Genomic DNA, 23,438 nt, shown 5'->3' on the forward strand with positions numbered 1-23,438 from the left:
GGGAGGGGAGGGTGGCCGGGTGCGTCACAGGGCCCGGCCGCCCTCCTCGTCGTCACGGGAAATGAGCTCCGGGCCGCGTCGCTGCGGCCGCCGGCCGTGCCACAGTGCCGTACGGATCATGCGGGCCACCTTGCCCGGCGCGATCATCGTGCCGTGGTCGGGCCGGGTCACCATGCGTGCGCCGTCACCGTCGCCGTCCGCCCGGCCGACGACCACGGCGAGGAGGCGGGAGCGGCGGGTGGCACGGGCCATCAGCAGTCCTGCCGGGGACGGGACGCGCGTCGGCGACTCGTCGTGAGGCTGCGCAGGCGCGGGAGGCTGCGGATCTCCTCGCCGACCGTCTCCACGCGGGACCCGCTCAGATCGAGGGTTTCCAGAAGGGTGAGCCGGGCCATCTCGGGTGGGAGCTCGCGCACGTCGCAGCCGTTCAGCTCAAGATGCCGCAGTCGCCTCATCCGTCCGATGGCAGGAGGGAGTGCGGACAGGCCGCTCCCCGGCAGCCGCAGCACTTCGAGGCCGGTGAGATCCCACAGATCGGCGGGGAGTTCTGCCCGCCAGTCGTGCGCGCTGAGGTACAGGCTCGACAGATCGAGCCTCCGCAACGAACGGAGGCTGCCGATGCCCCGGGGGAGTTCCTCGGCCCAGAAATCGGTCAGCTCCAGCTTCTCCAGGCGGCTCAGCTCCCACAACTCGTTCGGGAGGGTGACGCCCTCGCCGCCCTCGTCACCCACGTCGTCGGAGCTCAGGCGCAGCTCGACCAGCGCGCGCAGTCGGCCGACCTCCGGCGGGATCGCCGTGAGTCTCGCCGCCGGTGCGTCCAGCACCTCCAAGTCGCTCAACCCGCCGATTTCGGACGGAAGTTCCTTCAGGGGGCTGCTGCAGAAGGACATCTTCCGCAGTCGGCTCAGCTCGCCGATCTCCGGCGGCAGATGAGTCAATGTGCCATTGCTGACGACCAGTTCACGAAGGTCGGCCAGCGGACCGATCTCCGGTGGCAGGGTGGCGATCGGCGCGCAGGTCAACTCCAGGGACCGAAGGTGCGTGAGCCGTCCGATGCCCGCCGGAATCTCCTCCAGGCAGTCGGAGTGGATGTCCAACTTGCGCAGCCGCTCGAACTCCCACAGCTCGTCGGGGAGTGCGCGCAGGCCCTCCGCGTGGATGCAGATCTCCTCCGCATCGGGATCGGTACGGGAGAGCTGCCGCGCCACCTTGTCGAATTCGCTGTGATTCCAGCCGGACCATTCCATGACCGTCAAGCTATCGGCGCCGCCCCGGCGGCCCAACCGAAGGGTCCGTGGGTCTGGCCGCCGCTCATTACCTGACGTACCGTCAACTCCCGCCGTTCGGCCGTGCCCCAGGAGGAGACCGTGCCCGACCGCCCGATCGCGCTCGACGAATACCCGATCCACCAGGCCCCGCTGTCCATGCGGCATGTCGCCACCGGCGACCGCAACGCCTACGACCGGTGCATCTTCCACGTCATGGACCACTCCGGCCGCGCCCTGCTCATCGCCGGCCTCGGCGTCTACCCCAACACCGGGGTCATCGACGCCTACGCCACGCTCCGCCTCGGCGACCGGCTGCACGCCGTACGGGCCTCCGACGCGCTCACCGACGACCGGCTCGCGCTCAGCGTCGGACCGCTCACCATCACCGTCGAAGAGCCCCTCTCCCGCCTCCGGCTGACCTGTGACGCCGCCCCCGGCGACCCCGACGGGCTCTCCTACGACCTCACCTGGTCCGCGGCCTTCCCCGCCACCTGGGAGCCGCACCACACCCAGTACCGCGGCGGCCGGCTGACGCTGGAGGGGCGCCGGTTCGTCCAGGCGGGGACCTGCACCGGCACCATCCGCGTCGCCGGGGAGGAGCTCGCGGTCACCGCGGGGGAGTGGACCGGCACCCGCGACCGCAGCTGGGGCGTGCGCCCGATCCCCGGTGAGGACGCCGGGCGGGCCGGGGAGGAGATGCGGCCCGAGGGCTTCCACTGGGTGTGGTGCCCGGTCCGCTTCGACGACCGCTTCGTCATGGTCATCGTCCAGGAGGACGCCGACGGCCATCGCACCCTGAACGAGGCCCTGCTGGTCCGCGAGGGCGCACGGGACGTCCAACTCGGCTGGCCGGCCACCGACATCCGCTACCGCCCCGGCACCCGCCACCCCGAACGCGCCGTCCTCCACCTCACCGACCCGGCCCGCAAACCCCTCGAACTCACCGCGGAGATCCTCACCTCCTCCCCCCTGGCCGTCGGCGCCGGCTACCCGCCCGCCGACGACTGGCAGCACGGCACCTGGCGCGGCCGCGGCTGGACCGACCGCCGCAGCTACGACCTCTCCGACCCCGCCGCGCACCCCCTCGCCGCGTACGGCGTCACCGACCACGCCGCCCGCTTCACCCTCGACGGACGGACCGGCTACGGCATCTTCGAGCACGGCAGCTTCGGCCGCCACGACCCGAGCGGCTTCACCGGCTACGACTCCGTAGCGAAGGAGCCCGGACAGTGACCACCGCCCCGCGTCCCCGCACCACCACCCGCGACCCCGAAACCCTCACCCGGCACCTCACCGCCTGGCTCGGCACCCGGCTCCCCGGCGCCCGGGTCACCGGAGCCACCGTCCCCGACTCCAACGGCATGTCCAGCGAGACCCTGCTGTTCGACATCGACCACCCCGGCGCACCGTCCCCCGAGCTCTCGGCTTCCTCGTGCGCGCTGCGCCTCGCCGGTGACCCCGCCGCGTACACGATCTTCCCGCGCTACGACATGGCCCGGCAGTACCGCACCATGCGGCTGGTCGCCGACCGCACCGACCTCCCCGTGCCCCGCGCTTTCTGGCTCGAAGAGGACCCGGCGCATCTCGGCGCGCCCTTCTTCGTCATGGAGCGCGCCGCGGGCCGCGTCCCACCCGACGTCATGCCCTATACGTACGAGGGGAATTGGCTGTACGACGCCACCGATCGCGAACGGGAACACCTGGAAGCCGCCAGCGTTTCGGTCCTCGCCCGCCTGCACGACCAAGTCCCTTTGCCGGAGGCGGAATTCTTGTCCACACCGGGAAAGGGGTCGGCATTGCACCGCCATGTCGAGGCCCAACGCGCCTATTACGCATGGGTGGTGGACGGGCGCCCGCATTCCCCGGTGATCGAGCGCGGCTTCGCCTGGCTCGCCGAACACTGGCCCTCGGACCCCGGCGAGACGGTGATGACCTGGGGTGATGCCCGGATCGGCAATATCGTCTACGACGATGCCTTTGCGCCGGCCGCCGTGCTGGACTGGGAAATGGCCGCCCTCGGGCCGCGTGAACTCGACCTGGGCTGGATGGTGTATCTCCACCGCTTCTTCCAGGACTTGACGGAGAGTAGTGGGCAGCCGGGACTGCCCGATTTCCTGCGCCGCGACCGTATCGAGGAACGCTATTCCCGGCTTACCGGGCACACGCCCCGCGCCATGGAATTCCACACCCTTTATGCCGCGCTGCGGCAGGCCATTGTGATGCTACGGGTGGCATATCGCCAGGTGTATTTCGGTGAGGTGCCGGTGCCGGACGACGCCGATGCGCTGATCCTGCACCGGGACACCCTGGAAGCGATGCTCGCCGGTCGCTATTGGTGATCGGCCGCCGTGAGCCGGCTCAGGCGCCGTGGCGCATCTGCGGCACCCGGGCCGGCCACGTGCCCTGTCCGACGACGTGCGAGAACGGCTGGCGGCGCCAGTCCAGGCTCTCCGGGAGCGTCAGGAGCACGGCCGCGTCTCGCTCCTGAGCGTCCCTCGTGTCGTCGGTCTCCGGCGCCTCGGCCACCGGCCGGCCGGAACCCTGGCACACCGTCAGGCCGAACGGGTTCCACGGCGAGGGGCACAGCGCGTGCTCCGGCAGTGTGTCCTCGTCCGCCAGCAGCGCGATCGGCTGCCCGCAGTCCGGGCAGGTCACGCGGTAGATGTCGAAGGTCTCGAAAGCTTCGTACGCACCGTCGTCGCCGGAGAAACCGAGACTGTCGCCCTCCTGAGCGCCGACGTTCGGCGCAGCGGATTCCTGCTTGAGGCGTCGCATGATGTCCATCCCCCTCGGGTGGGCCCACTCGGACCGCTGACTTCTCTGTAACGGGCGGTCCCGGCCACCACCAGCAATTCCCTTCATGCCGCGCGCATAATCACCGCCGCCCGACATACACGGGATCACGGGTGTGGCATTCCTCACATGGACCGGCGTGGGGGTGTCCACGATCCGGCGCGCGCTGCGCATCCGCGGTCGGGCACAGTAGGTTGAGCGGGTGGAGGAGTTGGACCGACAAATCGTGGATCTGCTCGTCAAGGACGGGCGGATGAGCTACACCGACCTGGGCAAGGCCACCGGCCTGTCCACCTCGGCGGTGCACCAGCGCGTGCGCCGTCTCGAGCAGCGCGGTGTCATCCGGGGCTATGCCGCCATCGTGGACCCCGAAGCCGTGGGCCTGCCGCTCACCGCCTTCATCTCGGTCAAACCCTTCGACCCCAGCGCGCCGGACGACATCGCCGACCGGCTCGCGGAGGTCCCCGAGCTGGAGGCCTGTCACAGCGTCGCGGGCGACGAGAACTACATCCTCAAGGTCCGGGTCGCCACCCCGCTGGAGCTGGAGCATCTGCTCACCCGCATCCGCAGCCTGGCGGGGGTCTCCACCCGTACGACGGTGGTGCTCTCCACCCCGTACGAGGCCCGGCCGCCGCGCATCTGACCTGGCGATATCCCACCCCCGCGCGCGGCGCACCCGCGCGAAGGGGCCAAACTGTCCGGTATGAGCGAGCGCACCCCCGATCCGGCCCGAACCCGTACCGTCCTTCTGCGCGGCGGTGAGGTGCACAGTCCCGCGGACCCCTTCGCCACCGCCATGGTGGTGGAGGGCGACCGCATCGCCTGGGTGGGGGAGGAGGGCGCGGCCGATTCGTTCGCCGATGGCGTCGACGAGGTCGTACGGCTCGACGGCGCGTTGGTCACCCCGGCCTTTACGGACGCACATGTGCACACCACGGCGACCGGTCTCGCGCTCACCGGCCTGGACCTGTCCGGCGCGGCCACGCTCCCCGACGCGCTGACCCGGATCCGCGACCACGCGGCCGCGCGCCCGACGGACAAGATCCTCCTCGGCCACGGCTGGGACGCCAGCGCCTGGCCCGAGGGGCGCCCGCCGTCCCGCACGGAACTGGATGCGGCGACCGGCGGCCGTCCCCTCTATCTCACCCGTGTCGACGTGCACTCCGCGGTCGTCACGACGGCGCTGCTGGACCTGGTCCCCGGGATCCGCGAGCGGGCCGGCTTCCGCGCCGACGGCCCGCTCACCGACGACGCCCACCACGCCGCACGGCGGGCCGCGTACGCCTCCGTCACGCCCGCCCAGCGCGCCGACGCCCAGGCGGCGGCGCTCGCCCGCGCGGCCTCCCTCGGCATCGGCAGCGTCCACGAGTGCGCGGGACCGGACATCTCCGGCGAGGACGACTTCACCGCGCTGCTCGCCCTGGCGGCGGCGGGCAACGGCCCCCGGGTGGTCGGCTACTGGGCCGAGCTGATCGCATCCGCAAAGGACGCGCAGCGGATCCGTGAGCTGGGAGCCATCGGCGCGGCCGGGGACCTCTTCGTGGACGGCTCGCTCGGATCGCACACCGCCCATCTGCACGCCCCGTACGCGGACGCCGAGCACTCCGGCGCCGCGCGCCTCGACGCCGGAGCCGTCGCCGCCCACGTCGCCACCTGCACCGAAGCCGGGCTCCAGGCCGGTTTCCACGCCATCGGTGACGCGGCGCTGACCACCGTCGTCGACGGCGTACGGGCCGCCGCCGACCGCGTCGGCCTGGACCGGATCCGCGCCGCCCGGCACCGCGTCGAGCACGCCGAAATGCTCACCGACCGCACCGTCGCCGGCTTCGCCGACCTCGCGCTCACCGCCTCCGTCCAGCCCGCCTTCGACGCGGCCTGGGGCGGCGAGCACGGCATGTACGCCGCCCGCCTCGGCGTCGACCGCGCCCGCACCCTCAACCCGTACGCCGACCTGCTCAGGGCCGGTGTCCCGCTGGCCCTCGGCTCGGACAGCCCGGTCACCCCGCTCGATCCCTGGGGCACCCTGCGCGCCGCCGTCTTCCACCGCACCCGCGCCCACGGCATCTCCGCCCGCGCCGCGTTCACCGCCCACACCCGCGGCGGCTGGCGCGCCATCGGGCGGGACGACGCGGGCGTCCTGGTGCCCGGTGCGCCCGCCGACTACGCGATCTGGCGCACTGGCGAGCTGCTCGTCCAGGCCCCCGACGAGCGGGTGGAGCGCTGGTCCACCGACCCCCGCTCCGGCACCCCCGGTCTGCCCGATCTGACCCCCGGCGGCGACCTGCCGGTGTGCCTGACCACGGTCGTCGGCGGCCGTACCGTCTTCGGGCGGCCGATCGAGTGACATCGGGCGGGCAGGTGTCGCCGGAGGGCGCGCTTGCAGCCGCTTGTCCCACCTGGGCAGGCTCGGCGGTGACCTGGGACGACGCGAAAACGACGCAGGCGGCGGACCTGTTGACAGCAGGCGGTCGACGGCCGGTAGGTTCGGCCGAGTCCACCACAGGACGTCCGAACGGGAGACCTCCGCGCAGTCGTCGAACGCAGCTGGGCCATGGGACGGGGCGCCACACCGGCGTACCGCCACTGGGAGCCAGGTCCAGCGTCCGCGGCACGGCGCAACGGAAAGTCTCAGCTGGATGGGGGTCCCTCCCTGCTCGTCAAGAGCTTGGGGGAAGGTGCGACCCGGGTGGGGCCCGGACGCTCAGTAGACAACGGCTTTCGGTCGACCCGCAGCCAGCGGGTCCCAGGTCGGCCCGAAGGGCACCGGGCCCCTATCCGCACCCTTCCGCGTCCCGTGCGCCCATGTCATCTTGCGCACCTGGCACCCGCGGCGGCGCCCACCCGAGGTACGGTCAGCTCACTCTCCCCCAAGCTCTTACGGAGCAGGGAGGGCAGCCCCCCACCCGCGCTCCAGGAGCAGGGTGGGCTCCCACCCGACCTGCAGGAAGGCCGCGACCGTGTCATCGGTCCCCGAGACCCCCGAAAAAGCCGTGCGCGGCGCCTCGCCCGACGGCGAGGTGTCGCCCGCCGAGTCGGGTGTGACCGACGCGCCACGCCGCCCCGGCCGGGCCCGCCGGCTCGCCGCGCTGGCCCGTCGCGAAGCGCTGCGCACCGTCCTCGCGGTCGTCTCCGGCATCCTGCTCGGCCTCGCCTTCCCGCCGTACGACCTGTGGCCGCTGTCCCTGGTGGGCGTGGCCGCGTTCTCGTTGATGACCCGCGGCCGGACCGTACGGCAGGGGGCCTGGACGGGCTTCGTCTTCGGGCTGCCGTTCTTCGTGATCCTGCTCAAGTGGCTGCATGTGGTCGGCTGGGACGCGGTGATCGGGCTGTCCGTCGCCGAGGCGCTGTTCCTGATGGTGCTGGGCGCGGCGCTGGCCGGCACGTCCCGGCTGCCGGGCTGGCCGCTGTGGGCCGCCTGCCTGTGGGTCGCCGAGGAATGGGCCCGCGACCGCCTGCCGTTCGGCGGCTTTCCGTGGGGGCGGCTGGCGTTCGCCAACACCGGCTCGCCGTTCACCCCGCTCGCCGCGCTCGGCGGCGCCCCGCTGGTGACCTTCGCCGTCGCCCTGACCGGCGCGCTGCTGGCCGCCTGCGCCGCCACCCTGTGGGGCCTGCGCGCCGCCGGCACGCTGCGCAAGGCGGTCCCCGCGCTCGAGGCCTTCGGGCTCGCCGCCGCCGTCACCGTGGCGGGCGCGGTCGTCCCCGTCCCGACGAAGGCCGCCGACACCGTCGACATCGCCGTCGTCCAGGGCAACGTCCAGCAGCCCGGCATGGACTTCCTGGGCCGCCCCATGAAGATCCTCGACAACCACGCCACGGCCACCGAGAAGCTCGCCGCCGACATCGAGGCCGGCAAGGCCAAGAAGCCGGATCTGGTCATCTGGCCGGAGAACTCCTCCGACCTCGACCCCTTCCAGTACCCGCAGGCCTACGACCGGATCGACGAGGCCGTGAAGGCGATCGGTGTGCCCGTGCTCGTCGGCGCCCTCGTCGACCACCCCACCAAGAAGGGCTATGTCTTCAACGAGGGCATCGTCTGGGACCCGAAGAAGGGGCCGGGCGCCTCGTACACCAAGCAGCACCCGGTGCCGTTCGGCGAGTACGTCCCGTTCCGGGAGCAGCTCAGCAAGATCATTACGCGCTTCAAGCGGGTGCCCCGCAACTTCTACCCCGGCGACCACACCGGCGTCCTCAAGGTCGGCCCCGCCAAGCTCGGCGACGTCATCTGCTTCGAGGTCGCCTACGACGAGATCGTGCACGACACCGTCGACGCCGGCGCCCGGGCCCTGGTCATCCAGACCAACAACGCCACCTACGGCCGCACCGGACAGCCCGAGCAGCAGCTGGCCATGTCCAAGCTGCGCGCGGTCGAGCACGGCCGGGCCATCGTCACCGCCGCCACCAGCGGCATCAGCGCGGTCGTCGCCCCGGACGGCACGGTCACCCACCAGATCCCCGAGTTCACGCAGGGCGTGGTCTCGGCGCGGATCCCGCTGCGCGACGAAACGACGCTCGCCGACCGCGTCGGTGCGGCACCCGAGTGGGCGCTCGCTATCGTGGGTCTTCTGTCCTGCGCCGCTGCGGTTGTCATCGGCCGGCGCGGGCGTTCGAAGACCGAGAAGGGGCAGCAGTGACAGACGGCGGTCAGCGGCAGTACGGTCCGCTCGGCACCACGTTGGTGATCATTCCGACGTACAACGAGGCGGAGAACATCAAGCCGATCGTCTCGCGGGTGCGGTCCGCCGTCCCCGAGGCGCACGTCCTCATCGCGGACGACAACTCTCCCGATGGCACCGGCAAGCTCGCCGATGAACTCGCCGCCGAGGACGAGCAGGTGCATGTCCTGCACCGCAAGGGAAAGGAAGGCCTCGGCGCCGCCTACCTCGCGGGCTTCCAGTGGGGCACGGACAACGGCTACGGCGTATTGGTCGAGATGGACGCCGACGGCTCCCACCGGCCCGAGGAGCTGCCGCGGCTGCTGACCGCCCTCAAGGGCGCCGACCTCGTACTCGGCTCGCGCTGGGTGCCCGGCGGACGCGTGGTGAACTGGCCCAAGAGCCGCGAATTCCTCTCCCGCGGCGCCAGCGCCTACTCCCGCGCCCTCCTGGACGTCCCGATCCGCGATGTGACCGGCGGCTTCCGCGCCTTCCGGGTGGAGACGCTCAAGGGACTCGGGTTGGAGGAGGTGGCCTCGGCGGGCTATTGCTTCCAGGTCGACCTCGCCCGCCGCGCGGTGCGGGCCGGGTTCCATGTCGTCGAGGTCCCGATCACCTTTGTCGACCGGGAGCACGGGGACAGCAAGATGAGCCGCGACATCATGGTCGAGGCGCTCTGGCGGATCACCGCCTGGGGCGTCGATACCAAGGTGAGCAGGTTCCGCCGACGCTGAGCCGGCGACGCCGACCGGCCGTCGCCGACCCGCCGCAGGTCCGGGCCGCGGCCCGGTGCGCCCCCTCGGCACCGACACGGACCGTCGGCGGGCACACTTGAGGCATGACGTTCGGAGCCATGCCACCGCCCAGTCCCCGCCCGCCCCGGCGCTCCCGCGCCCGCCGGTTCCTCCCGCTGGGCATCGCCGCCTGGGTGGTGCTGGAGGTCTGGCTGCTGATCGTCGTCGCGGATGCCACGAGCGGGCTGACGGTCTTCCTGCTGCTGCTCGCGGGCATCCTGGCCGGCTCGCTGGTGATCAAGCGGGCGGGCCGCCGGGCCTGGCGCAATCTCACCGAGTCCCTGCAGGCCGCCGATCCCTCGGCGGTCAAGAAGCCGGCGTCCTCGGGCAGCGGGGCAGCGGGCAACGGCAATACGCTGCCGATGCTCGGCGGGCTGCTGCTGATGGTGCCGGGGCTGGTGTCGGATGCGGTGGGGCTGCTCTGCCTCTTCCCGCCGACCGGCAAGCTGATCGCGCGGCGCGCGGAGAAGCTGCTGTCCCGGCGGACGGCCCACGCCCCGGGGTCGTTCGGTGAGGCGTTCCAGCAGGCCCGCATGCACCGGCCGGACGGCAAGGTCGTCCAGGGTGAGGTCATCCATGACGACGGTCCGCCCGCACCGCCCCGGCAGGACCCGCCGCTGACCGGTTGAGGGCCGGATCCGGGCGAGAGCGCCGGAGAGGCGAGAGCCGTAGACGAGAGAGCCGGAGACAGCACAAGGGCCGGGGCCACTGCGTAAGGCAGTGGCCCCGGCCCTTGTGCTGCGTTTTTCTCTGGCGCAGTCCGGTTGTCAGGCGGACTTGCGGTTGCTGTCGCGCGGATGCACGGCAATGTTCATGGTTCCGGAGCGCAGGACGGCCAGCCGCTCGGCCAGCACCTCCTCCAGCTCCTCGCGGGTGCGCCGCTCCATGAGCATGTCCCAATGCGTACGCGCGGGCTTACCCTTCTTTTCCTCGGGGCCATCGCCGTCCACCAGAAGAGAGGGTGCACCGCATACCTTGCACTCCCACTCCGGCGGAATTTCGGCCTCAACCGAGAACGGCATCTCAAATCGATGGCCGTTCTGGCATGCGTACTCCACCGCCTGGCGCGGGGCCAGGTCGATGCCGCGGTCGGTCTCGTAGCTGGTCACCACGAGTCGCGTGCCGCGGAGAGCTCGCTCACTCATGAATCGTGCCTCCCGGGCTTGTCGCCCACAGGACAGGTGTCGCTGTCGTCGTCATCCGGTCAACGTCCGGTCGGCGGTGAAGATTCCCGTAATCTGCGTCGCCCGTCGTGCCGCCCCTTGTTGTACCCACCAGCGCCCGGTTTGTCACATCTGGCAGCAGATGTCACCCAACGCTTTCCCGATTTGAGCGCGCAGTAACGGTCCGCCTGGTGAGCCAAAGGCGTACACTACCGGCCCGCGCCCCCCGAACCTAAATCCGGTCCGGGACAGGGTTACCCGCCGCCGCGATCGCCCGGCGCACCGGCACCCGCGCCAGCAGCACAAATCCGACCACGAAGAACGCCACCAGGGACACGATCGCATCCCGGTAGCTCCCGGTCAGCTGATAGGTCACCCCGAACACCAGTGGCCCCAGCCAGCTCACGCCCCGGTCGCTCATCTCGTACGCGGAGAAGTACTCCGCTTCCTTGCCGCGCGGAATCAGATGCGAGAACAGCGACCGGGAGAGCGCCTGGCTGCCGCCCAGGACCAGGCCGATCGCCGCCGCCAGCGCGAAGAACCAGACGGGAGCCTTCGCCGGCAGAAAGAATCCCGCCGCCAGCGTCAGGGCCCAGGCCGCCAGAGAGCCCAGGATCGTGCGCTGGGCGCCGTACCGCCGCGCCATCCGCCCCATGAGCATCGCGCCCGCCGCGGCCAGGATCTGCACCAGCAGCACCGCGATGATCAGCGTCGTCTGGTCCAGCCCCAGCTCCTCGGATCCGTAGACGGACGCTTGGCTGATCACCGTCTGCACCCCGTCGTTGTAGATGAGGTACGCCAGAAGAAAGGCCAGCGTGAGGGGATGGCGGCGCATTTCGCGCAGCGTCCCCCGCAGCTGTCGCCAGCCCTGGCCCAGCGCCGCGCCGCCCGGCCCCGCCGGAACGGCACTCCGCGCGGTCCGCCGGTCGCGCAGCCGGCGCAGCGGTATCAGGGAGAACGCGCCCCACCACAGTCCGGCCGAGGCCAGACAGATCCGTACGGCGGTGCCCTCGGAGACGCCGAAGGAGTCGTGCGCGGCGTAGAGCGCCAGGTCGGCCACCAGGACCAGGGCTCCGGCGGCGTAACCGAACGCCCAGCCCCGGGAGGACACGGCGTCCCGTTCGTCGGGCTCGGCTATCTGCGGCAGGAAGGAGTTGTAGAGCATCATCGACACGACGAAGCAGACGTTCGCGATGATCAGCAGCGCCCCGCCGAGCAGATAGCGGTCGCCGGCCAGGAAGAACATCCCGGCCGTGGCGGCCGCGCCCGTATATGCGCAGCCGCCCAGCAGCGGCTTCTTGCGGCCGGTCCGGTCGACCAGCGCTCCGGCGACCGGCATCGCCAGCAGCGACAACAGCAGGGACGCGGACACCGAGTAGGCGAAGAAGGACCCCGCGCGCACCGGAATGCCCAGGGGGTGGACGAAGCCGTCCGGGTCCGCCGCGGCCCTGGCCACCGACGTCAGATACGGCCCGAGGAACACCGTCAGGACGCTCGTCGAGTAGACGCTGTTCGCCCAGTCGTACCAGTACCAGCCGCGTTGCTCCCGCTGTCTGGCCGCCGCCTCGTCCGTGCTCGCGATCGCGGTCTGTGTGCTCACCGCGCCCACCCCCGTCTTCGTGTCCCCGTCGCCGCGGCGTACCGGCGTCGGGCCGTCAGACCCAGGAGCCCCGCTCGGTCAGCACCCTGCGCAATGTGTCGGTGTGATCGGTCATGATGCCATCCACTCCAAGATCCAACAGTGCGGTCATCCGATTCGCGTCATTGATCGTCCAGACATGGACCTGCATCCCGAGCGCATGCGCGGCGCGCAGGAACAGCGGATCGACGACGGGGATGCCGGACTGCCGCTCGGGCACCTGGACGCACACGGCGTCGCGCCGCACCGCCATCCCCAGCAGCCGGTCCAGCGGCAGCGCCCCCCTCCCGTACGAGCGCATCCGCAGCCCGGCCACGCCGCGGGTGCCCAGCGAGGTCGCCAGCCGCGGGCCCGCCAGCCGCTGCGCCCGCGCGACCCGGGCCTCGGAGAACGACCCCACGCACACCCGGTCCCAGGAGTCGGTGCGGCGCAGCAGGTCCAGCAGGGGCGCGAGGGCGGCCTCCGCCTTGAGGTCGACGTTCCAGCGGGCCCCGGGGAACTCCTCCAGCAGTTCTTCGAACAGCGGCAGCGGCTCCCGGCCACCGACCCTGGCGCGGCGGACCGCCCGCCAGGGGAGCCGCTCGATCGTCCCGCGGGTGTCGGTGACGCGGTCGAGGGTCGCGTCGTGGAAGGCGACGAGCGCTCCGTCCGAGGTGGCGTGGACGTCGGTCTCCAGGTAGCGGTAGCCGAGGTCCACCGCATGACGGAACGCGGCGGCGGTGTTCTCCAGGCCGTCCGCCGCCCCGCCCCGGTGGGCGAAGGCGAGCGGGGCGGGGTGGTCGAGATAGGCGTGGCGGATGCGTATCGCTGAGGTCACTTCTGCAGTATTGCTCGCTTCGGTGACGCCTTTCCGCGGGCCACCACCGGAGACGGCTGCTCCGGGAGTCCCTTGATCGCGAAGCGCCGGAGGAAGAACTGCGCCAGCGGGCCGATGGCCAGGGCGTAGACCACGGTGCCGGCCCCGATGGAGCCGCCGAGGGCGAAGCCCGCCGCCACGACGGCCACCTCGAGGCAGGTCCGCACCAGCCGCACCGGGCGGCCGGTCCGCCGGTGCAGCCCGGTCATCAGGCCGTCGCGGGGGCCGGGGCCGAAGCGGGCGGAGATGTACAGGCCGGTCGCGGCGCCGTTGAGGACGACGGCGAAGGCCAGCAGCGGAATGCGGGCGCCGAGCGAGTGAAGCTCGGGGACCAGTGCCAGCGTCGCGTCCATCACCACCCCGAGGATCACCACGTTCGACACCGTCCCCAGGCCCGGACGCTGGCGCAGCGGAATCCACAGCAACAGGATCAGCGCTCCGGAGACGATGGTGACGGTGCCGATCGTCAGTCCCGTATGGCGGGAAATCCCCTGGTTCAGCACGCTCCATGGCTCCAGGCCGAGCTCGGCGCGCAGCATCAGCCCCATGCTCACGCCGTACAGCACCAGCCCCCCGTAGAGCTGGACCAGCCGGCGCGGCAGCAGCGCCCTCGGCATGCCGGAGCCCTTGGTGCCGGACTCCCCGGTGCCGGATTCCGTGGTTTCGGGATCCTTTGTGCCGGAATCCCCGGTGATGGACATGACGCTTCCCCCTCCTGGCAGAATTGGACTGACGCATGACACGATGTGGCAGGTAGGAACTCGTGAAGTAGAGCCAATTCGGCGAAGGTGGACTGATTTCCATGGCTCAGTGGACTTCGGCGGTGGGGGCACCCCAACTCGCCCGGCTGCTCCGGTCGCAGGATCCGCGCGACGCCGAACTCACCGCCGCGGGCCGCAGGTTGCCCGCCTACCGCACCCTCGCCGACGGCGTGCGCCTGCTCGTCCTGGAGGGGCGGGTACCGGTCGCCGCCCGGCTCCCCGCCGAGCGGGAACTGGCCGCCGCGTTCGGGGTCAGCCGCACCACCGTCGCCGCAGCCTATGAGGCGCTGCGCGCCGAAGGCTTCCTGGAGTCCCGTCGCGGCTCGGGCAGTTGGACCGCCGTCCCGGCCGGCAACCCGCTGCCCACCCGCGGCCTGGAACCCCTGCCGCCGGAGGCCGCCGGCTCCATGATCGACCTCGGCTGCGCCGCCCTCCCGGCGCCCGAGCCCTGGCTGACCCGCGGCGTCCAGGGCGCCATGGCCGACCTCCCGCTCTACGCCCACACCCACGGCGACTACCCGGCCGGCCTGCCCGTCCTGCGCCAGGCCCTCGCCGACCGCTACACCGCCCGCGGCATCCCCACGATGCCCGAGCAGATCATGGTGACCACCGGCGCGATGGGCGCCGTCGCCGCGATCTGCCGCCTGTGTACGAGCCCCGGCGAGCGGGTGGCCGTCGACTCTCCCTCGTACGCCAACATCCTCCAGCTGATGCGGGACGCCGGCGCCCGGCTCGTCCCCGTCGCCCTGGCGGAGCGGCTGGCCGGCTGGGACATCCCCACCTGGCGGCAGGTCATGCGGGATGCGGCCCCCCGGATGGCGTATGTCGTCGCCGACTTCCACAACCCCACCGGCACCCTCGCCACCGATGACCAGCGCCGCCGCCTCGTCGACGCCGCGCGCTCGGCCGGCACGCTCCTCGTCGTCGACGAGACCATGGCGGAACTCCAGCTGGACGCGGACCCCGACCCGCCCCGCCCGGTCTGCGCCTTCGACCCCGCGGGCAGCGCCGTGATCACCGTGGGCTCGGCCAGCAAGGCGTTCTGGGCCGGCATGCGGATCGGCTGGGTGCGCGCCGCGCCCGACATCATCCGCAGCCTGGTCGCCGCCCGCGCCTACTCCGACCTCGGCTCACCCGTCCTCGAACAGCTCGCCATCGCCTCGCTCCTGGAGAGCGGCGGCTGGGAGGCCGCCGTCGAGATCCGTCGGCAGCAGGCCCGCGAGAACCGCGACGCGATCGTCGACGCGGTGCGCCGGCACCTCCCCGACTGGGACTTCACCGTCCCGCGCGGCGGCCTCACCCTCTGGGCCCGTACGGGCGGCCTGTCCGGTTCCCGTATCGCCGAGGCGGGGGAGCGGCTGGGGGTCCGCGTCCCCTCCGGCCCGCGGTTCGGGGTCGACGGCGCCTTCGAGGGCTTCGTACGGCTGCCGTTCACGGTCAGTGGCGCGGTGGCCGAGGAGGCCGCCGTACGGCTGGCGGGCGCCGCGCGGCTGGTGGCCACCGGCGCCCCCATCGAGTCCGAGGCGCGCCACGCGTTCGTCGCCTGACGGGCCGGCAGGGCGGCGGGGCCTCAGCCGTCCAGGTGCGCGGCCTCCGACCCGTTGACCGCGATGGATCCACCGCCGTTGACGGCCGTCACCCGGGGGCCCGCACCCAGCGGGCCGGTCTCGGTCACGGACGGCGCGGGCTTGGCGAACGACGTCGACGCGGCCATCGGCACGGTCCGCTCGGGCAGCAGCGCCATGACCGCCAGCCGGTCCGTCTCGCTGGTCGCCTCGTCGAACGGGTCGGGCGTGGCCGGCACCTGGAGCCGCAGCACCGGCCCGCCGCCGAGCCGGGCATAGCCGCGGCCGGGCGGCACATGGGCGGTCGGCGTGGTGTGCGGCGGCGCCCCGAGCACCGACCGCACCCCCTCCGCCGTCGCCGGACCGAGGACGACCCGAGCCCTGGTGTAGGCCCGTACGGCATCGCCCAGCAGCTCGGCGCTCTCGAACGTCTCGGCCACGACGACGGTGACATTGGCCGCCCCGCCGTGCCGCAGCGGCACCTGGAGCAGCCGCTGCGGATCGTCCCGGCCTTCGGCGGCGGCGAGATGGCCCAGCGTCGTCGGACGGTCCGCGATGACCCACAGCGGCCGACGGGTGTCCTCCGGAGCGGAATGACCCGCCTGCCGGGCGCGGTTCGCCGAGATCAGCCGCCGCTCGGTCTCGTGCGCGGCCCACTCCAGCGTCGCCAGCGCTCCCGCGAGCCCGCTCTCCACCCCCAGCACACCGCGGCGCCCGGACAGGCACGCGAACTCCCCGGTGCCGGTGCCGTCGATGACCAGCACATCGCCGTCGACCAGCGCCTGCAGCGCGATCGACCGCAACAGCGTCGTGCCGCCCGTCCCCGGCTGCCCCAGCACCAGCAGATGCGGCTCGGTGGACCGCTGACCGGTACGCCACAGCACCGGCGGCGCATCCTCCGTCTCGCCGCCCTGGACGACCGGCAGCGTCCGGTGGACGGCGTCCGGGTCGGTGAACCCGAGGACGGTCTCGCCCGGCGAGGTGACGAAGCGCTGCGCCGAGATGTCCGTGGGCAGCGCGTCGAGAACGGTCAGTACCAGCTGATTGGCCGCCTCGTCCCAGGCGAAGTGATACTCCCGGCCGCGACCGGACTTGGCGTGCAGCACCTGCTCGATACGGGCCCGGGACAGGTCCTCACCGTCGGTGAAATACGCCGGGTACTTCAGCTGCAGGTGCTCCAGCCGCCCGCTGTCGTCGAAGCTGAACTCGGTGAAGGCCTGGTCCCAGTCGCCGCCGTGGGCGTAGAGGGGGCTGGGGTCACCGTCGGCGGAAAAATACGGCACCAGCGCCTCGTACAGCGCTTGCAGCCGCTCCGCCTCGGCCTCGCTGGGGCCGGTGGCCGCGGCCGTACGGTCCCGCCCCGCCCAGGCCGCCGCTCCCATCACCGAGATGGCTGCGAGCAGCGGCCCGTACGGCACCAGCGCCACGGCCAGCACACACGCGGCAACGGAGAAGAACAGTGGACCCCGGCGATCCTTGGGTGTCGCATCCCAGCGCTCTCTGCCGGTGGCGGCCAGCCGACGCAGTCCACGGCTGATCGTGATCAGCGGATGGAACACATCGGAGGCGCTGTCGGCGGCGGTGCGCGCGAAATCTCGGCTGCGCGCAAGGGAGGCGCTGTCGGTCAGGATGCGGGGCAGGGGGCGCCGGGCCACATCTGTCTCCTGTTGTTCGTGCGGTGGTCGTGGCGGCTCGACGTGGGGCGTCGAGCCGGGGCGGTGAGGCGGGCTAAATCTTCAGCCCTCCCAGGAGGCTCGCGAGGCTGGCACCGCCGGCCTTGATGCTGGGCGCGATGGCGGAGCCCGCGAGGTAGAACCCGAAGAGCGCGCAGACCAGGGCGTGGGACAACTTGAGGCCGTCTTTGCGGAAGAAGAGGAAGACGATGACGCCGAGCAGGATGACGCCTGAAATGGACAGAATCATGGGGGTTCTCTCCTGGGTGGTGGGGACGATCACCAAGAGTTCTTCCAACCTCACAGCAAGTATCAAGCCATCAAAAGCTTCAAATGGGTGATTTATCGTTGAAACCCCCCAGACGGGCCCGTTCTGTAGGGCGCGTCGCCTGGAACTGTGCTTCGCGTGTCGCGCCCCGATCCCGCCATCCGGCGTCCCCGCGGCCTCCGGCACAATCGGGGGGTGTCGAAGAAGAAGCCGCGCCGCCCGGCCGCCGTGACCCCCACCTCGCCCTGCCCCTGCGGACGCGAGGCGACCTACCGTGACTGCTGCGGCGCCTGCCATCAAGGACGCGCCGCCGCCCCCACCGCGGAGCGGCTGATGCGCTCGCGCTACAGCGCCTTCGTCGTCGGCGACGCCGGATATCTGCTGCGCACCTGGCACCCGACGACCCGGCCCGCCGGTCTGGAATTCGTCTCGGGGCAGCGGTGGACCGGCCTGGAGATCCTCGGAACCACCGGCGGCAGCGCCTTCCACTCCGAGGGCACGGTGGAGTTCCGCGCGCACTACACGCTCCAGGGGCACGCCGAGAGTCAGTACGAGAACAGCCGCTTCGTGCGCGAGGACGGCCGGTGGGTCTACGTGGACGCCCTCCCGGCCGCCTGACCCGGGCGCGGCCCGTTCCCCGCCGCCCCGTTGCCCGTTCCCCGCCGCCCCGTTGCCCGTCGGCCGCCGACCCGGACCTACCGCCCGCGCAACATCAGCTGCTCGATCTCGCGGCGGTCCCGCTTGGTGGGACGTCCCGCGCCGCGGTCACGGACGGGGGCGACAGGGGCCTCCTCGCGCGGCGGGGGCGGCGGGCTGTTGTCGATGAAGCACTCCGCGGCGACCGGCGGGCCGACCCGCTTGCGTACCAGCTTCGAGACGACCACGATCCGCTCCCGGCCGGCGTACCGCAGCCGCACCTCGTCGCCGCTGTGCACGGCGTGCGCAGGCTTCACCCGGTCGCCGTTGACGCGTACGTGCCCCGCCCGGCAGGCCGCGGTGGCCTGCGAACGCGTCTTGATGAGCCGTACCGACCAGATCCAGCTGTCGATGCGGGTGGAGGTCCCCTCGTCTGAAGCCATGACACGACTCTAGGCCGAGTGGGGGCGGGCGTGCGGGAATTAAGCGGACGCCTTCTTGCCCGCCCGCTTCGCCGGGGCCTTCTTGGCGGCGGACTTCGCGGTGGACCCGGTGGTGGCCTTGGCGGTGCTCGTGGAGGAGCTTGCGGTGGCCTTGGCGGTGCTCCTCTTGGTCGTCGCCGTCTTCTTGGCCGTCGCCGATTTCCTGGCCGTCACCGACTTCTTGGCGGGGGCCTTCTTCGGTGCCGCCTTCTTGCCGGCCGTCCGCTGGGTGGCCGTCTTCTTCGCCGGGGCCTTCGTCGCGCCGCCGGTCTTCTCCGCCGGCGCCGAGCCCGTCTTCCGTGCCGCCTTCCGCCCCCGAAGCGAGGTGACCGACGCCGGCTGCCCGGACTCGGCCCCGCCTCCCCGGGCCGCCGCGACGCTCTTCTCCAGCGCGGCCATCAGATCGATGACCTGGCCTCCGGCGCCCGACGTGTCGGGGGCGACCGGCGCTCCGCCCGCCAGCTTCTGGGCGGCCAGCTGCTCGACGGCCTCGCGGTAGTCGTCGTGGAGTTCGTCGGGGTCCAGCTCGCCCAGGGAATCCATCAGCGTCTCGGCGAGTGTGAGCTCGTTCTCGCGGATCTTGACGTCGGCGCCGGGCCCCAGCCCGGCCGCTGGCCGGACCTGGTCGGGCCACAGCAGCGAATGCATCACCAGGGCCCCGTCGTGCGCCCGCAGCATCGCCAGCGACTCCCGCCCGCGGATCGCCACCTTGCCGATCGCGACCTTCCGCTGGTGCTCCAGCGCCTCCCGCAGCACCGCGTACGGCTTGGTGGCGGAGGACCCGTTCGGCCCCAGGTAGTAGGCCTTGTCCAGCTGGAGGGGGTCGATCTCGTCGGCGTCGACGAAGGCCAGGATCGCCAGCGTCTTGGCGGTCGGCATCGGAAGCCGGGCCAGATCCTCGTCGGTGATCTGCACGATCGCCTCGCCGTCCGGCGCCTGGTACCCCTTGCCGACCTCTTCGTTCGGCACTTCTTCCCCGTCCAGCTCACAGATCTTGCGGTACCGGATCTGCGCCCCGTCCTCGGTGTGAATGCGGGCGAATGAGACCGACGAGGTGCGGTCGGTCGCGCTGTACGTCTTCACGGGGATGGTGACCAGGCCGAAGGCAATGGACCCATTCCAGATGGAGCGCATGGTTCATCCCTTTAGTCGGGATTTATGGGATTCTCATCCTATGTCGCCGATCACAGTCGTGGAGGGGCGGCGCCTCTCGCTGACCAACCTGGACAAGGTCATCTATCCCGAGACCGGCACGACCAAGGGCGAGCTGGTGCACTACTGCACCCTCACCGCGGAACCGCTCCTCGCACACCTCCACGACCGGCCGCTCTCCTTCCTCCGCTATCCCGATGGGCCCGACGGCCAGCGCTTCTTCACGAAGAACGTGCCGCCCGGCGCGCCCGCCTGGGTGCAGACCTGCGAAGTCCCGCATACGACGTCCGGGCCCACCCGCCAGGTCCTGGTGCAGGACCTCCCCTCGCTGGTCTGGGCCGCCAACCTGGTCGTCGAGCTGCACGCACCCCAATGGGCCAGCGGGGCACCGGGCTCGGCCGACCGCCTCGTCCTCGACCTCGACCCCGGGGGCCCGGCCACCATCGTGGAATGCTGCGCCGCGGCTGCCTGGCTGCACGACCGGCTGGCCGCCGACGGCCTCACCGTCCACGCCAAGACGAGCGGTGCCAAGGGCCTGCATCTCCTCGTGCCCATCGAGCCGACGTCATCGGAACGGACCACGGCCTACGCCAAGCGCCTCGCCGTCGAGGCGCAGGCGGCCCTCCCGGACCTCGTCGTCCACAAGATGGCCAAGGCGCTGCGGCCCGGCAAGGTCTTCATCGACTTCTCCCAGAACGCCGCCGCCAAGACCACCGCGGTCGCCTACACCCTGCGCGCCCGCGCGACCCCCACCGTCTCCGCCCCGGTCACCTGGGACGAGATCGCCGCCTGCACCGAACCCGGCCAACTCGCCTTCCTCTTCGACGACATCGCGCCCCGCCTCGCTCGCCACGGCGATCTGCTCGCCCCGCTCCTCGATCCCGCCTCCGCCTGCCCGCTCCCGAGTGGCCCGATGTGACCGTGCGCCGCACCGCGTCATGAAGTCCGCTTCGCCCGCTCCCTCCTCCCGCAGATCCTCCTCCAGGGGTTCTTCTTTCTCCTCGGCCAAGTCCCTGACGCCAGGGGAAGGTTCGGCGCGGTCGGCCGGACGGTAGCCGATGCCTGCGGGGGCGTGCCCGTTGCGGCAGGCGGCAGGGGCAGGCGGCGGCCCGGCGCATTTCTGACGGCTTATTCCTATGACGTTTCGTCACAGCGCCCATACGGAACGTATTCTGACGGTACGCCATACCAACTCTCTTGGCGCCGTATCCCCACGCCGTTTCCTGGTGACGCATGGGCAATTCACCGGCTTGCCGTCTTTGGCGCACCATGGGCCCAGTTGCCTGTTCGCCACGGAGTGATCACATAACCCTCGCCCTGCGTTCACACTGTGGTGAATGCCGCGATGGAAAGCTTCCTGCGGCCGTATACCCAACGGCCGGTGCCGGCCGTGCCCCCACATTTCGCGGCTCGGTGCCACATTTCGGGGAGAGGACACCATCCGTGGACAACACCCGCTTGACGCGTCGCGGCCGCATCGCGCTGTCGGTGGCCGCCGGAACCGCACTGGCGGCGGTGGCCCTGCAGATCCCGTCCACCGCCACGGCCGGTACGGCGACCGGTGCGGCGGCGCACGGCAGATCCATATCCGTGCGCGACGTCACGCGCTACGACGACACGTACTACAAGGACGCGATAGGGAAGACCGGGCAGGAACTCAAGAATTCGCTGCACCAGATCATCAGCAGCACCCAGACCGGAAAGCTGAGTTATTCCCAGGTCTGGGACGCCCTCAAGGAAACCGACGAGGACCCGGCCAACAGCGCGAACGTCATTCTGCTGTATTCCGGCACCTCGGAGAGCAAGAACTCCAGCGGCGGCAATCCGGACGACTGGAATCGCGAGCACGTCTGGGCGAAGTCCCACGGCGATTTCGGTACGGCCACCGGCCCCGGCACCGACATTCATCACCTCCGCCCGGCGGATGTGTCCGTCAACAGCACCCGCGGCAACAAGGACTTCGACAACGGCGGCTCGGAGGTCGGTGAGGCGCCGGGCAATTACACCGACGGCGATTCCTTCGAGCCCCGGGACGCCGACAAGGGCGATGTCGCGCGGATGATCCTCTACATGGCCGTCCGCTACGACGGCGGCGACGGGTTCCCCGACCTGGAGCCCAACGACAAGGTGGACAACGGCTCCGCGCCGAACATCGGACGGATCGCCGTACTGAAGCAGTGGAGCGACCAGGACCCGCCGTCCGCCTTCGAACAGCACCGCAACCAGGTGATATTCGACAAGTACCAGCACAACCGGAACCCGTTCATCGACCACCCGGAGTGGGTCGACGAGATCTGGTAGGCCGCACTCCCGAGGCACGCCCGGGGCACCCCTGAATCACCCGCGACCCCGGCCGCCGCACCGTACGGCGTAGGCCGACCGGCGCCCGGCCGGGGTCATCGGCGGCAAGGACCTCAGCCGCCGCTCCGCGAGGTGCTACCTGGCCGGTAATCAACCGCCCCGCCGCGCCGCCCCGCTGTCCCGGGCGGACATTCCGGCCCCCATTGGGGCGGGCATTGCGGGCGTATGGGCGCCGCTCGGTGTAGCGTCCTGATCAGCTGTCGTGGTTCCGAAGTGCCGGACGCCCGTGTCGCATTCACGGGCGTTCTTGCTGTGTGCAGTGCGTCTCCGGACCAGGGCGATCACCTCCGGGTTCCGCAGGTCGCGGAAGCCGATTCGAGCCCGATTTTTGACGAAGGAGACAGGTTTTATGGCCAGCGGCACCGTGAAGTGGTTCAACTCCGAAAAGGGTTTCGGATTCATCGCGCAGGACGGCGGCGGCGCCGACGTATTCGCGCACTATTCGAACATCGACGCCCAGGGCTTTCGTGAGCTCCAGGAAGGCCAGAAGGTGACCTTCGAGGTCGCCCAGGGCAGCAAGGGCCCCCAGGCGGAGCGGATCCGCCCGCTCGCGGTCTGATCCCCGCCCATGGCCAGGCGCCCGCCCCTTACCGGGAGCGGGCGCCTGGCATGCCGGCGCGCCAACGTTGCGGGTGCGCCCGAGGGGACGCCCGCGACGGAGACGGAGCGGTGAGCCGGTCCGCAACGGCGCGGCTCGTCGTGGTCAGGACTGGGGCGGCCGGTCCTGGTCGTCCGGTCTGCCGTACTGCTCCCTGAGCTTGTCCTGGGCGGTGTCGACCTGGCCCTGGTACTTGCCCTGGGTCTTGCTGTCGACGAAGTCCCCGGCCTTGTCGATGCCCTTGCCGGTCTGCGATTCATGGCCCTTGAGCATCTGTTTGATCTTGTCCAACATGGACATGGGACATCCTCCTCACCACGATCCCCCACGTCTCCAGCATCACCCCCTGCCGCGCGATCTGCATCCGCGCGACAGAACCGCGCGAACCCGCCGCGGTCACTCGTTCGGGCCAGTCCGGTCCGGGGATTTGGTACGACAGCCCATCGGCCCGCTCGACGGGCAGGCCGCCGCGGTCCGGCCGAGAATGCAGCGGTGAGCGATGAACAGTGCACTGCCGACGACACCGCGCCGCGCCGCATGCCGTCCCGTGAGCAACGGCGGCTCGCCCGGAAGGCGCTGGCCGGCCGCGCGCGCGACGCGGACGATCTGTCCCTGCTGATGGACATGCTGGGCCTGGATCCGGCCGGCGATCCCTGCCATGACGCCGCCGAGGGCCGCACCGCGGACCACGAGCGCGGATCCGGGCGCGAGCGGCGGCATGAAACCCGCCGCGACACCTGCGCCGACGCGCGCTCGCGCTCGGCCGAACCCGGATGA

25 protein-coding genes are annotated in these 23,438 nt (G+C 71.4%); 13 read left to right on the forward strand and 12 right to left on the reverse strand.

What is annotated here, in order from left to right; translation table 11 throughout:
- Positions 1-24: 24 nt before the first annotated feature.
- Together ACIGWZ_RS01860 and ACIGWZ_RS01865 are read right to left on the reverse strand one after the other, a co-directional pair.
- On the reverse strand, positions 25-252 hold the full coding sequence (locus tag ACIGWZ_RS01860) for a hypothetical protein (protein ID WP_400059744.1): 228 nt from the start codon (positions 250-252) through the stop codon (positions 25-27).
- Positions 252-1,247: a leucine-rich repeat domain-containing protein gene (locus tag ACIGWZ_RS01865; protein WP_400059746.1), complete on the reverse strand. Its 996-nt coding sequence runs from the start codon at positions 1,245-1,247 to the stop codon at positions 252-254. The genes ACIGWZ_RS01860 and ACIGWZ_RS01865 overlap by 1 nt, the downstream gene beginning before the upstream one ends.
- Before the next feature lie 120 nt (positions 1,248-1,367).
- On the opposite strand from ACIGWZ_RS01865, the gene ACIGWZ_RS01870 reads away from it, so the two are divergent.
- Entirely contained in the window at positions 1,368-2,501 is a 1,134-nt protein-coding gene (locus ACIGWZ_RS01870) for a hypothetical protein (RefSeq protein ID WP_400059748.1), read from the forward strand.
- Positions 2,498-3,607: a phosphotransferase family protein gene (locus ACIGWZ_RS01875; RefSeq protein WP_400059750.1), complete on the forward strand. Its 1,110-nt coding sequence runs from the start codon at positions 2,498-2,500 to the stop codon at positions 3,605-3,607. The genes ACIGWZ_RS01870 and ACIGWZ_RS01875 overlap by 4 nt, the downstream gene beginning before the upstream one ends.
- A gap of 19 nt (positions 3,608-3,626) precedes the next feature.
- On the opposite strand, the gene ACIGWZ_RS01880 is transcribed toward ACIGWZ_RS01875, so the two are convergent.
- Positions 3,627-4,052, reverse strand: coding sequence for a hypothetical protein (locus tag ACIGWZ_RS01880; protein WP_400059752.1), 426 nt, complete (start codon positions 4,050-4,052; stop codon positions 3,627-3,629).
- Positions 4,053-4,263: 211 nt separating this feature from the next.
- Here ACIGWZ_RS01880 and ACIGWZ_RS01885 point away from each other — a divergent pair, with 211 nt between their 5' ends.
- The 5 genes from ACIGWZ_RS01885 to fxsA all read left to right on the forward strand — a co-directional run bounded on the left by ACIGWZ_RS01885 (position 4,264) and on the right by fxsA (position 10,136).
- Positions 4,264-4,704 carry an Lrp/AsnC family transcriptional regulator gene (locus tag ACIGWZ_RS01885; RefSeq protein WP_026248099.1) on the forward strand — a complete coding sequence of 147 codons (441 nt, stop codon included), beginning with the start codon at positions 4,264-4,266 and terminating at the stop codon, positions 4,702-4,704.
- A gap of 60 nt (positions 4,705-4,764) precedes the next feature.
- A complete protein-coding gene (locus ACIGWZ_RS01890) occupies positions 4,765-6,405 on the forward strand; it encodes an amidohydrolase (RefSeq protein WP_400059754.1) in 1,641 nt (546 codons plus the stop codon).
- A gap of 613 nt (positions 6,406-7,018) precedes the next feature.
- Positions 7,019-8,692: an apolipoprotein N-acyltransferase gene (gene lnt, locus ACIGWZ_RS01895; RefSeq protein WP_400059756.1), complete on the forward strand. Its 1,674-nt coding sequence runs from the start codon at positions 7,019-7,021 to the stop codon at positions 8,690-8,692.
- A complete protein-coding gene (locus ACIGWZ_RS01900; protein WP_400059758.1) occupies positions 8,689-9,447 on the forward strand; it encodes a polyprenol monophosphomannose synthase in 759 nt (252 codons plus the stop codon). The genes lnt and ACIGWZ_RS01900 overlap by 4 nt, the downstream gene beginning before the upstream one ends.
- Positions 9,448-9,551: 104 nt before the next feature.
- Complete coding sequence (gene fxsA, locus ACIGWZ_RS01905) at positions 9,552-10,136, forward strand: FxsA family membrane protein (protein WP_400059760.1); 585 nt, start codon at positions 9,552-9,554, stop codon at positions 10,134-10,136.
- A 138-nt stretch (positions 10,137-10,274) separates the two neighbouring features.
- Here the strand turns inward: fxsA and ACIGWZ_RS01910 are convergent, their stop codons facing one another.
- The 4 genes from ACIGWZ_RS01910 to ACIGWZ_RS01925 form a co-directional block, all read right to left on the reverse strand.
- A complete protein-coding gene (locus ACIGWZ_RS01910) occupies positions 10,275-10,652 on the reverse strand; it encodes an RNA polymerase-binding protein RbpA (RefSeq protein ID WP_026170122.1) in 378 nt (125 codons plus the stop codon).
- Between the two features lie 250 nt (positions 10,653-10,902).
- Positions 10,903-12,270 (reverse strand): MFS transporter, encoded by a 1,368-nt coding sequence (locus ACIGWZ_RS01915; RefSeq protein WP_400059763.1) that lies wholly within the window; start codon positions 12,268-12,270, stop codon positions 10,903-10,905.
- 55 nt (positions 12,271-12,325) lie between these two features.
- Positions 12,326-13,126, reverse strand: a complete 801-nt coding sequence (locus tag ACIGWZ_RS01920) for a glycerophosphodiester phosphodiesterase family protein (protein WP_400059765.1) — start codon at positions 13,124-13,126, stop codon at positions 12,326-12,328.
- The gene (locus tag ACIGWZ_RS01925; protein WP_400060772.1) at positions 13,123-13,782 is read right to left on the reverse strand and encodes a YitT family protein; all 660 of its coding nucleotides are present in this window, start codon (positions 13,780-13,782) and stop codon (positions 13,123-13,125) included. Before ACIGWZ_RS01925 ends, ACIGWZ_RS01920 begins: the two co-directional genes overlap by 4 nt.
- A 185-nt stretch (positions 13,783-13,967) precedes the next feature.
- On the opposite strand from ACIGWZ_RS01925, the gene ACIGWZ_RS01930 reads away from it, so the two are divergent.
- Entirely contained in the window at positions 13,968-15,473 is a 1,506-nt protein-coding gene (locus ACIGWZ_RS01930; RefSeq protein ID WP_400059767.1) for a PLP-dependent aminotransferase family protein, read from the forward strand.
- 23 nt (positions 15,474-15,496) lie between these two features.
- Here ACIGWZ_RS01930 and ACIGWZ_RS01935 read toward each other — a convergent pair whose 3' ends face one another.
- Together ACIGWZ_RS01935 and ACIGWZ_RS01940 are read right to left on the reverse strand one after the other, a co-directional pair.
- Entirely contained in the window at positions 15,497-17,146 is a 1,650-nt protein-coding gene (locus ACIGWZ_RS01935) for a hypothetical protein (RefSeq protein ID WP_400059769.1), read from the reverse strand.
- 73 nt (positions 17,147-17,219) lie between these two features.
- Positions 17,220-17,414 carry a hypothetical protein gene (locus ACIGWZ_RS01940; protein WP_400059771.1) on the reverse strand — a complete coding sequence of 65 codons (195 nt, stop codon included), beginning with the start codon at positions 17,412-17,414 and terminating at the stop codon, positions 17,220-17,222.
- Positions 17,415-17,627: 213 nt separating this feature from the next.
- Between ACIGWZ_RS01940 and ACIGWZ_RS01945 the strand changes: the two genes are divergently transcribed.
- The gene (locus ACIGWZ_RS01945) at positions 17,628-18,050 is read left to right on the forward strand and encodes a YchJ family protein (protein WP_400059773.1); all 423 of its coding nucleotides are present in this window, start codon (positions 17,628-17,630) and stop codon (positions 18,048-18,050) included.
- A 77-nt stretch (positions 18,051-18,127) separates the two neighbouring features.
- On the opposite strand, the gene ACIGWZ_RS01950 is transcribed toward ACIGWZ_RS01945, so the two are convergent.
- Together ACIGWZ_RS01950 and ACIGWZ_RS01955 are read right to left on the reverse strand one after the other, a co-directional pair.
- Positions 18,128-18,511, reverse strand: coding sequence for an RNA-binding S4 domain-containing protein (locus tag ACIGWZ_RS01950; RefSeq protein ID WP_400059775.1), 384 nt, complete (start codon positions 18,509-18,511; stop codon positions 18,128-18,130).
- 39 nt (positions 18,512-18,550) lie between these two features.
- Positions 18,551-19,684 (reverse strand): Ku protein, encoded by a 1,134-nt coding sequence (locus tag ACIGWZ_RS01955; RefSeq protein ID WP_400059778.1) that lies wholly within the window; start codon positions 19,682-19,684, stop codon positions 18,551-18,553.
- Positions 19,685-19,724: 40 nt separating this feature from the next.
- Here ACIGWZ_RS01955 and ligD point away from each other — a divergent pair, with 40 nt between their 5' ends.
- The 3 genes from ligD (at position 19,725) to ACIGWZ_RS01970 (ending at position 22,622) form a co-directional block, all read left to right on the forward strand.
- Positions 19,725-20,621, forward strand: a complete 897-nt coding sequence (gene ligD, locus ACIGWZ_RS01960) for a non-homologous end-joining DNA ligase (protein ID WP_400059780.1) — start codon at positions 19,725-19,727, stop codon at positions 20,619-20,621.
- 524 nt (positions 20,622-21,145) lie between these two features.
- Entirely contained in the window at positions 21,146-22,003 is an 858-nt protein-coding gene (locus ACIGWZ_RS01965; RefSeq protein WP_400059782.1) for an endonuclease I family protein, read from the forward strand.
- A 409-nt stretch (positions 22,004-22,412) separates the two neighbouring features.
- Positions 22,413-22,622, forward strand: a complete 210-nt coding sequence (locus tag ACIGWZ_RS01970) for a cold-shock protein (protein ID WP_400059784.1) — start codon at positions 22,413-22,415, stop codon at positions 22,620-22,622.
- A 144-nt stretch (positions 22,623-22,766) separates the two neighbouring features.
- On the opposite strand, the gene ACIGWZ_RS01975 is transcribed toward ACIGWZ_RS01970, so the two are convergent.
- Entirely contained in the window at positions 22,767-22,961 is a 195-nt protein-coding gene (locus tag ACIGWZ_RS01975; RefSeq protein ID WP_400059786.1) for an antitoxin, read from the reverse strand.
- A 192-nt stretch (positions 22,962-23,153) separates the two neighbouring features.
- Between ACIGWZ_RS01975 and ACIGWZ_RS01980 the strand changes: the two genes are divergently transcribed.
- Complete coding sequence (locus tag ACIGWZ_RS01980) at positions 23,154-23,438, forward strand: hypothetical protein (protein ID WP_400059788.1); 285 nt, start codon at positions 23,154-23,156, stop codon at positions 23,436-23,438.

It is taken from the genome of Streptomyces sp. NPDC053427, from assembly GCF_044544985.1.
Lineage (GTDB): Bacteria > Actinomycetota > Actinomycetes > Streptomycetales > Streptomycetaceae > Streptomyces.

What these genes read in the sequence shown, in the direction of transcription:
- ACIGWZ_RS01860 (WP_400059744.1), bottom strand. Translation starts at nt 252, where the DNA reads ATGGCCCGTGCCACCCGCCGCTCCCGCCTCCTCGCCGTGGTCGTCGGC.
- ACIGWZ_RS01865 (WP_400059746.1), bottom strand. Translation starts at nt 1,247, where the DNA reads ATGGAATGGTCCGGCTGGAATCACAGCGAATTCGACAAGGTGGCGCGG.
- ACIGWZ_RS01880 (WP_400059752.1), bottom strand. Translation starts at nt 4,052, where the DNA reads ATGGACATCATGCGACGCCTCAAGCAGGAATCCGCTGCGCCGAACGTC.
- ACIGWZ_RS01890 (WP_400059754.1), top strand. Translation starts at nt 4,765, where the DNA reads ATGAGCGAGCGCACCCCCGATCCGGCCCGAACCCGTACCGTCCTTCTG.
- fxsA (WP_400059760.1), top strand. Translation starts at nt 9,552, where the DNA reads ATGACGTTCGGAGCCATGCCACCGCCCAGTCCCCGCCCGCCCCGGCGC.
- ACIGWZ_RS01910 (WP_026170122.1), bottom strand. Translation starts at nt 10,652, where the DNA reads ATGAGTGAGCGAGCTCTCCGCGGCACGCGACTCGTGGTGACCAGCTAC.
- ACIGWZ_RS01925 (WP_400060772.1), bottom strand. Translation starts at nt 13,782, where the DNA reads ATGCCGAGGGCGCTGCTGCCGCGCCGGCTGGTCCAGCTCTACGGGGGG.
- ACIGWZ_RS01930 (WP_400059767.1), top strand. Translation starts at nt 13,968, where the DNA reads ATGGCTCAGTGGACTTCGGCGGTGGGGGCACCCCAACTCGCCCGGCTG.
- ACIGWZ_RS01940 (WP_400059771.1), bottom strand. Translation starts at nt 17,414, where the DNA reads ATGATTCTGTCCATTTCAGGCGTCATCCTGCTCGGCGTCATCGTCTTC.
- ACIGWZ_RS01950 (WP_400059775.1), bottom strand. Translation starts at nt 18,511, where the DNA reads ATGGCTTCAGACGAGGGGACCTCCACCCGCATCGACAGCTGGATCTGG.
- ACIGWZ_RS01955 (WP_400059778.1), bottom strand. Translation starts at nt 19,684, where the DNA reads ATGCGCTCCATCTGGAATGGGTCCATTGCCTTCGGCCTGGTCACCATC.
- ligD (WP_400059780.1), top strand. Translation starts at nt 19,725, where the DNA reads ATGTCGCCGATCACAGTCGTGGAGGGGCGGCGCCTCTCGCTGACCAAC.
- ACIGWZ_RS01970 (WP_400059784.1), top strand. Translation starts at nt 22,413, where the DNA reads ATGGCCAGCGGCACCGTGAAGTGGTTCAACTCCGAAAAGGGTTTCGGA.
- ACIGWZ_RS01975 (WP_400059786.1), bottom strand. Translation starts at nt 22,961, where the DNA reads ATGTCCATGTTGGACAAGATCAAACAGATGCTCAAGGGCCATGAATCG.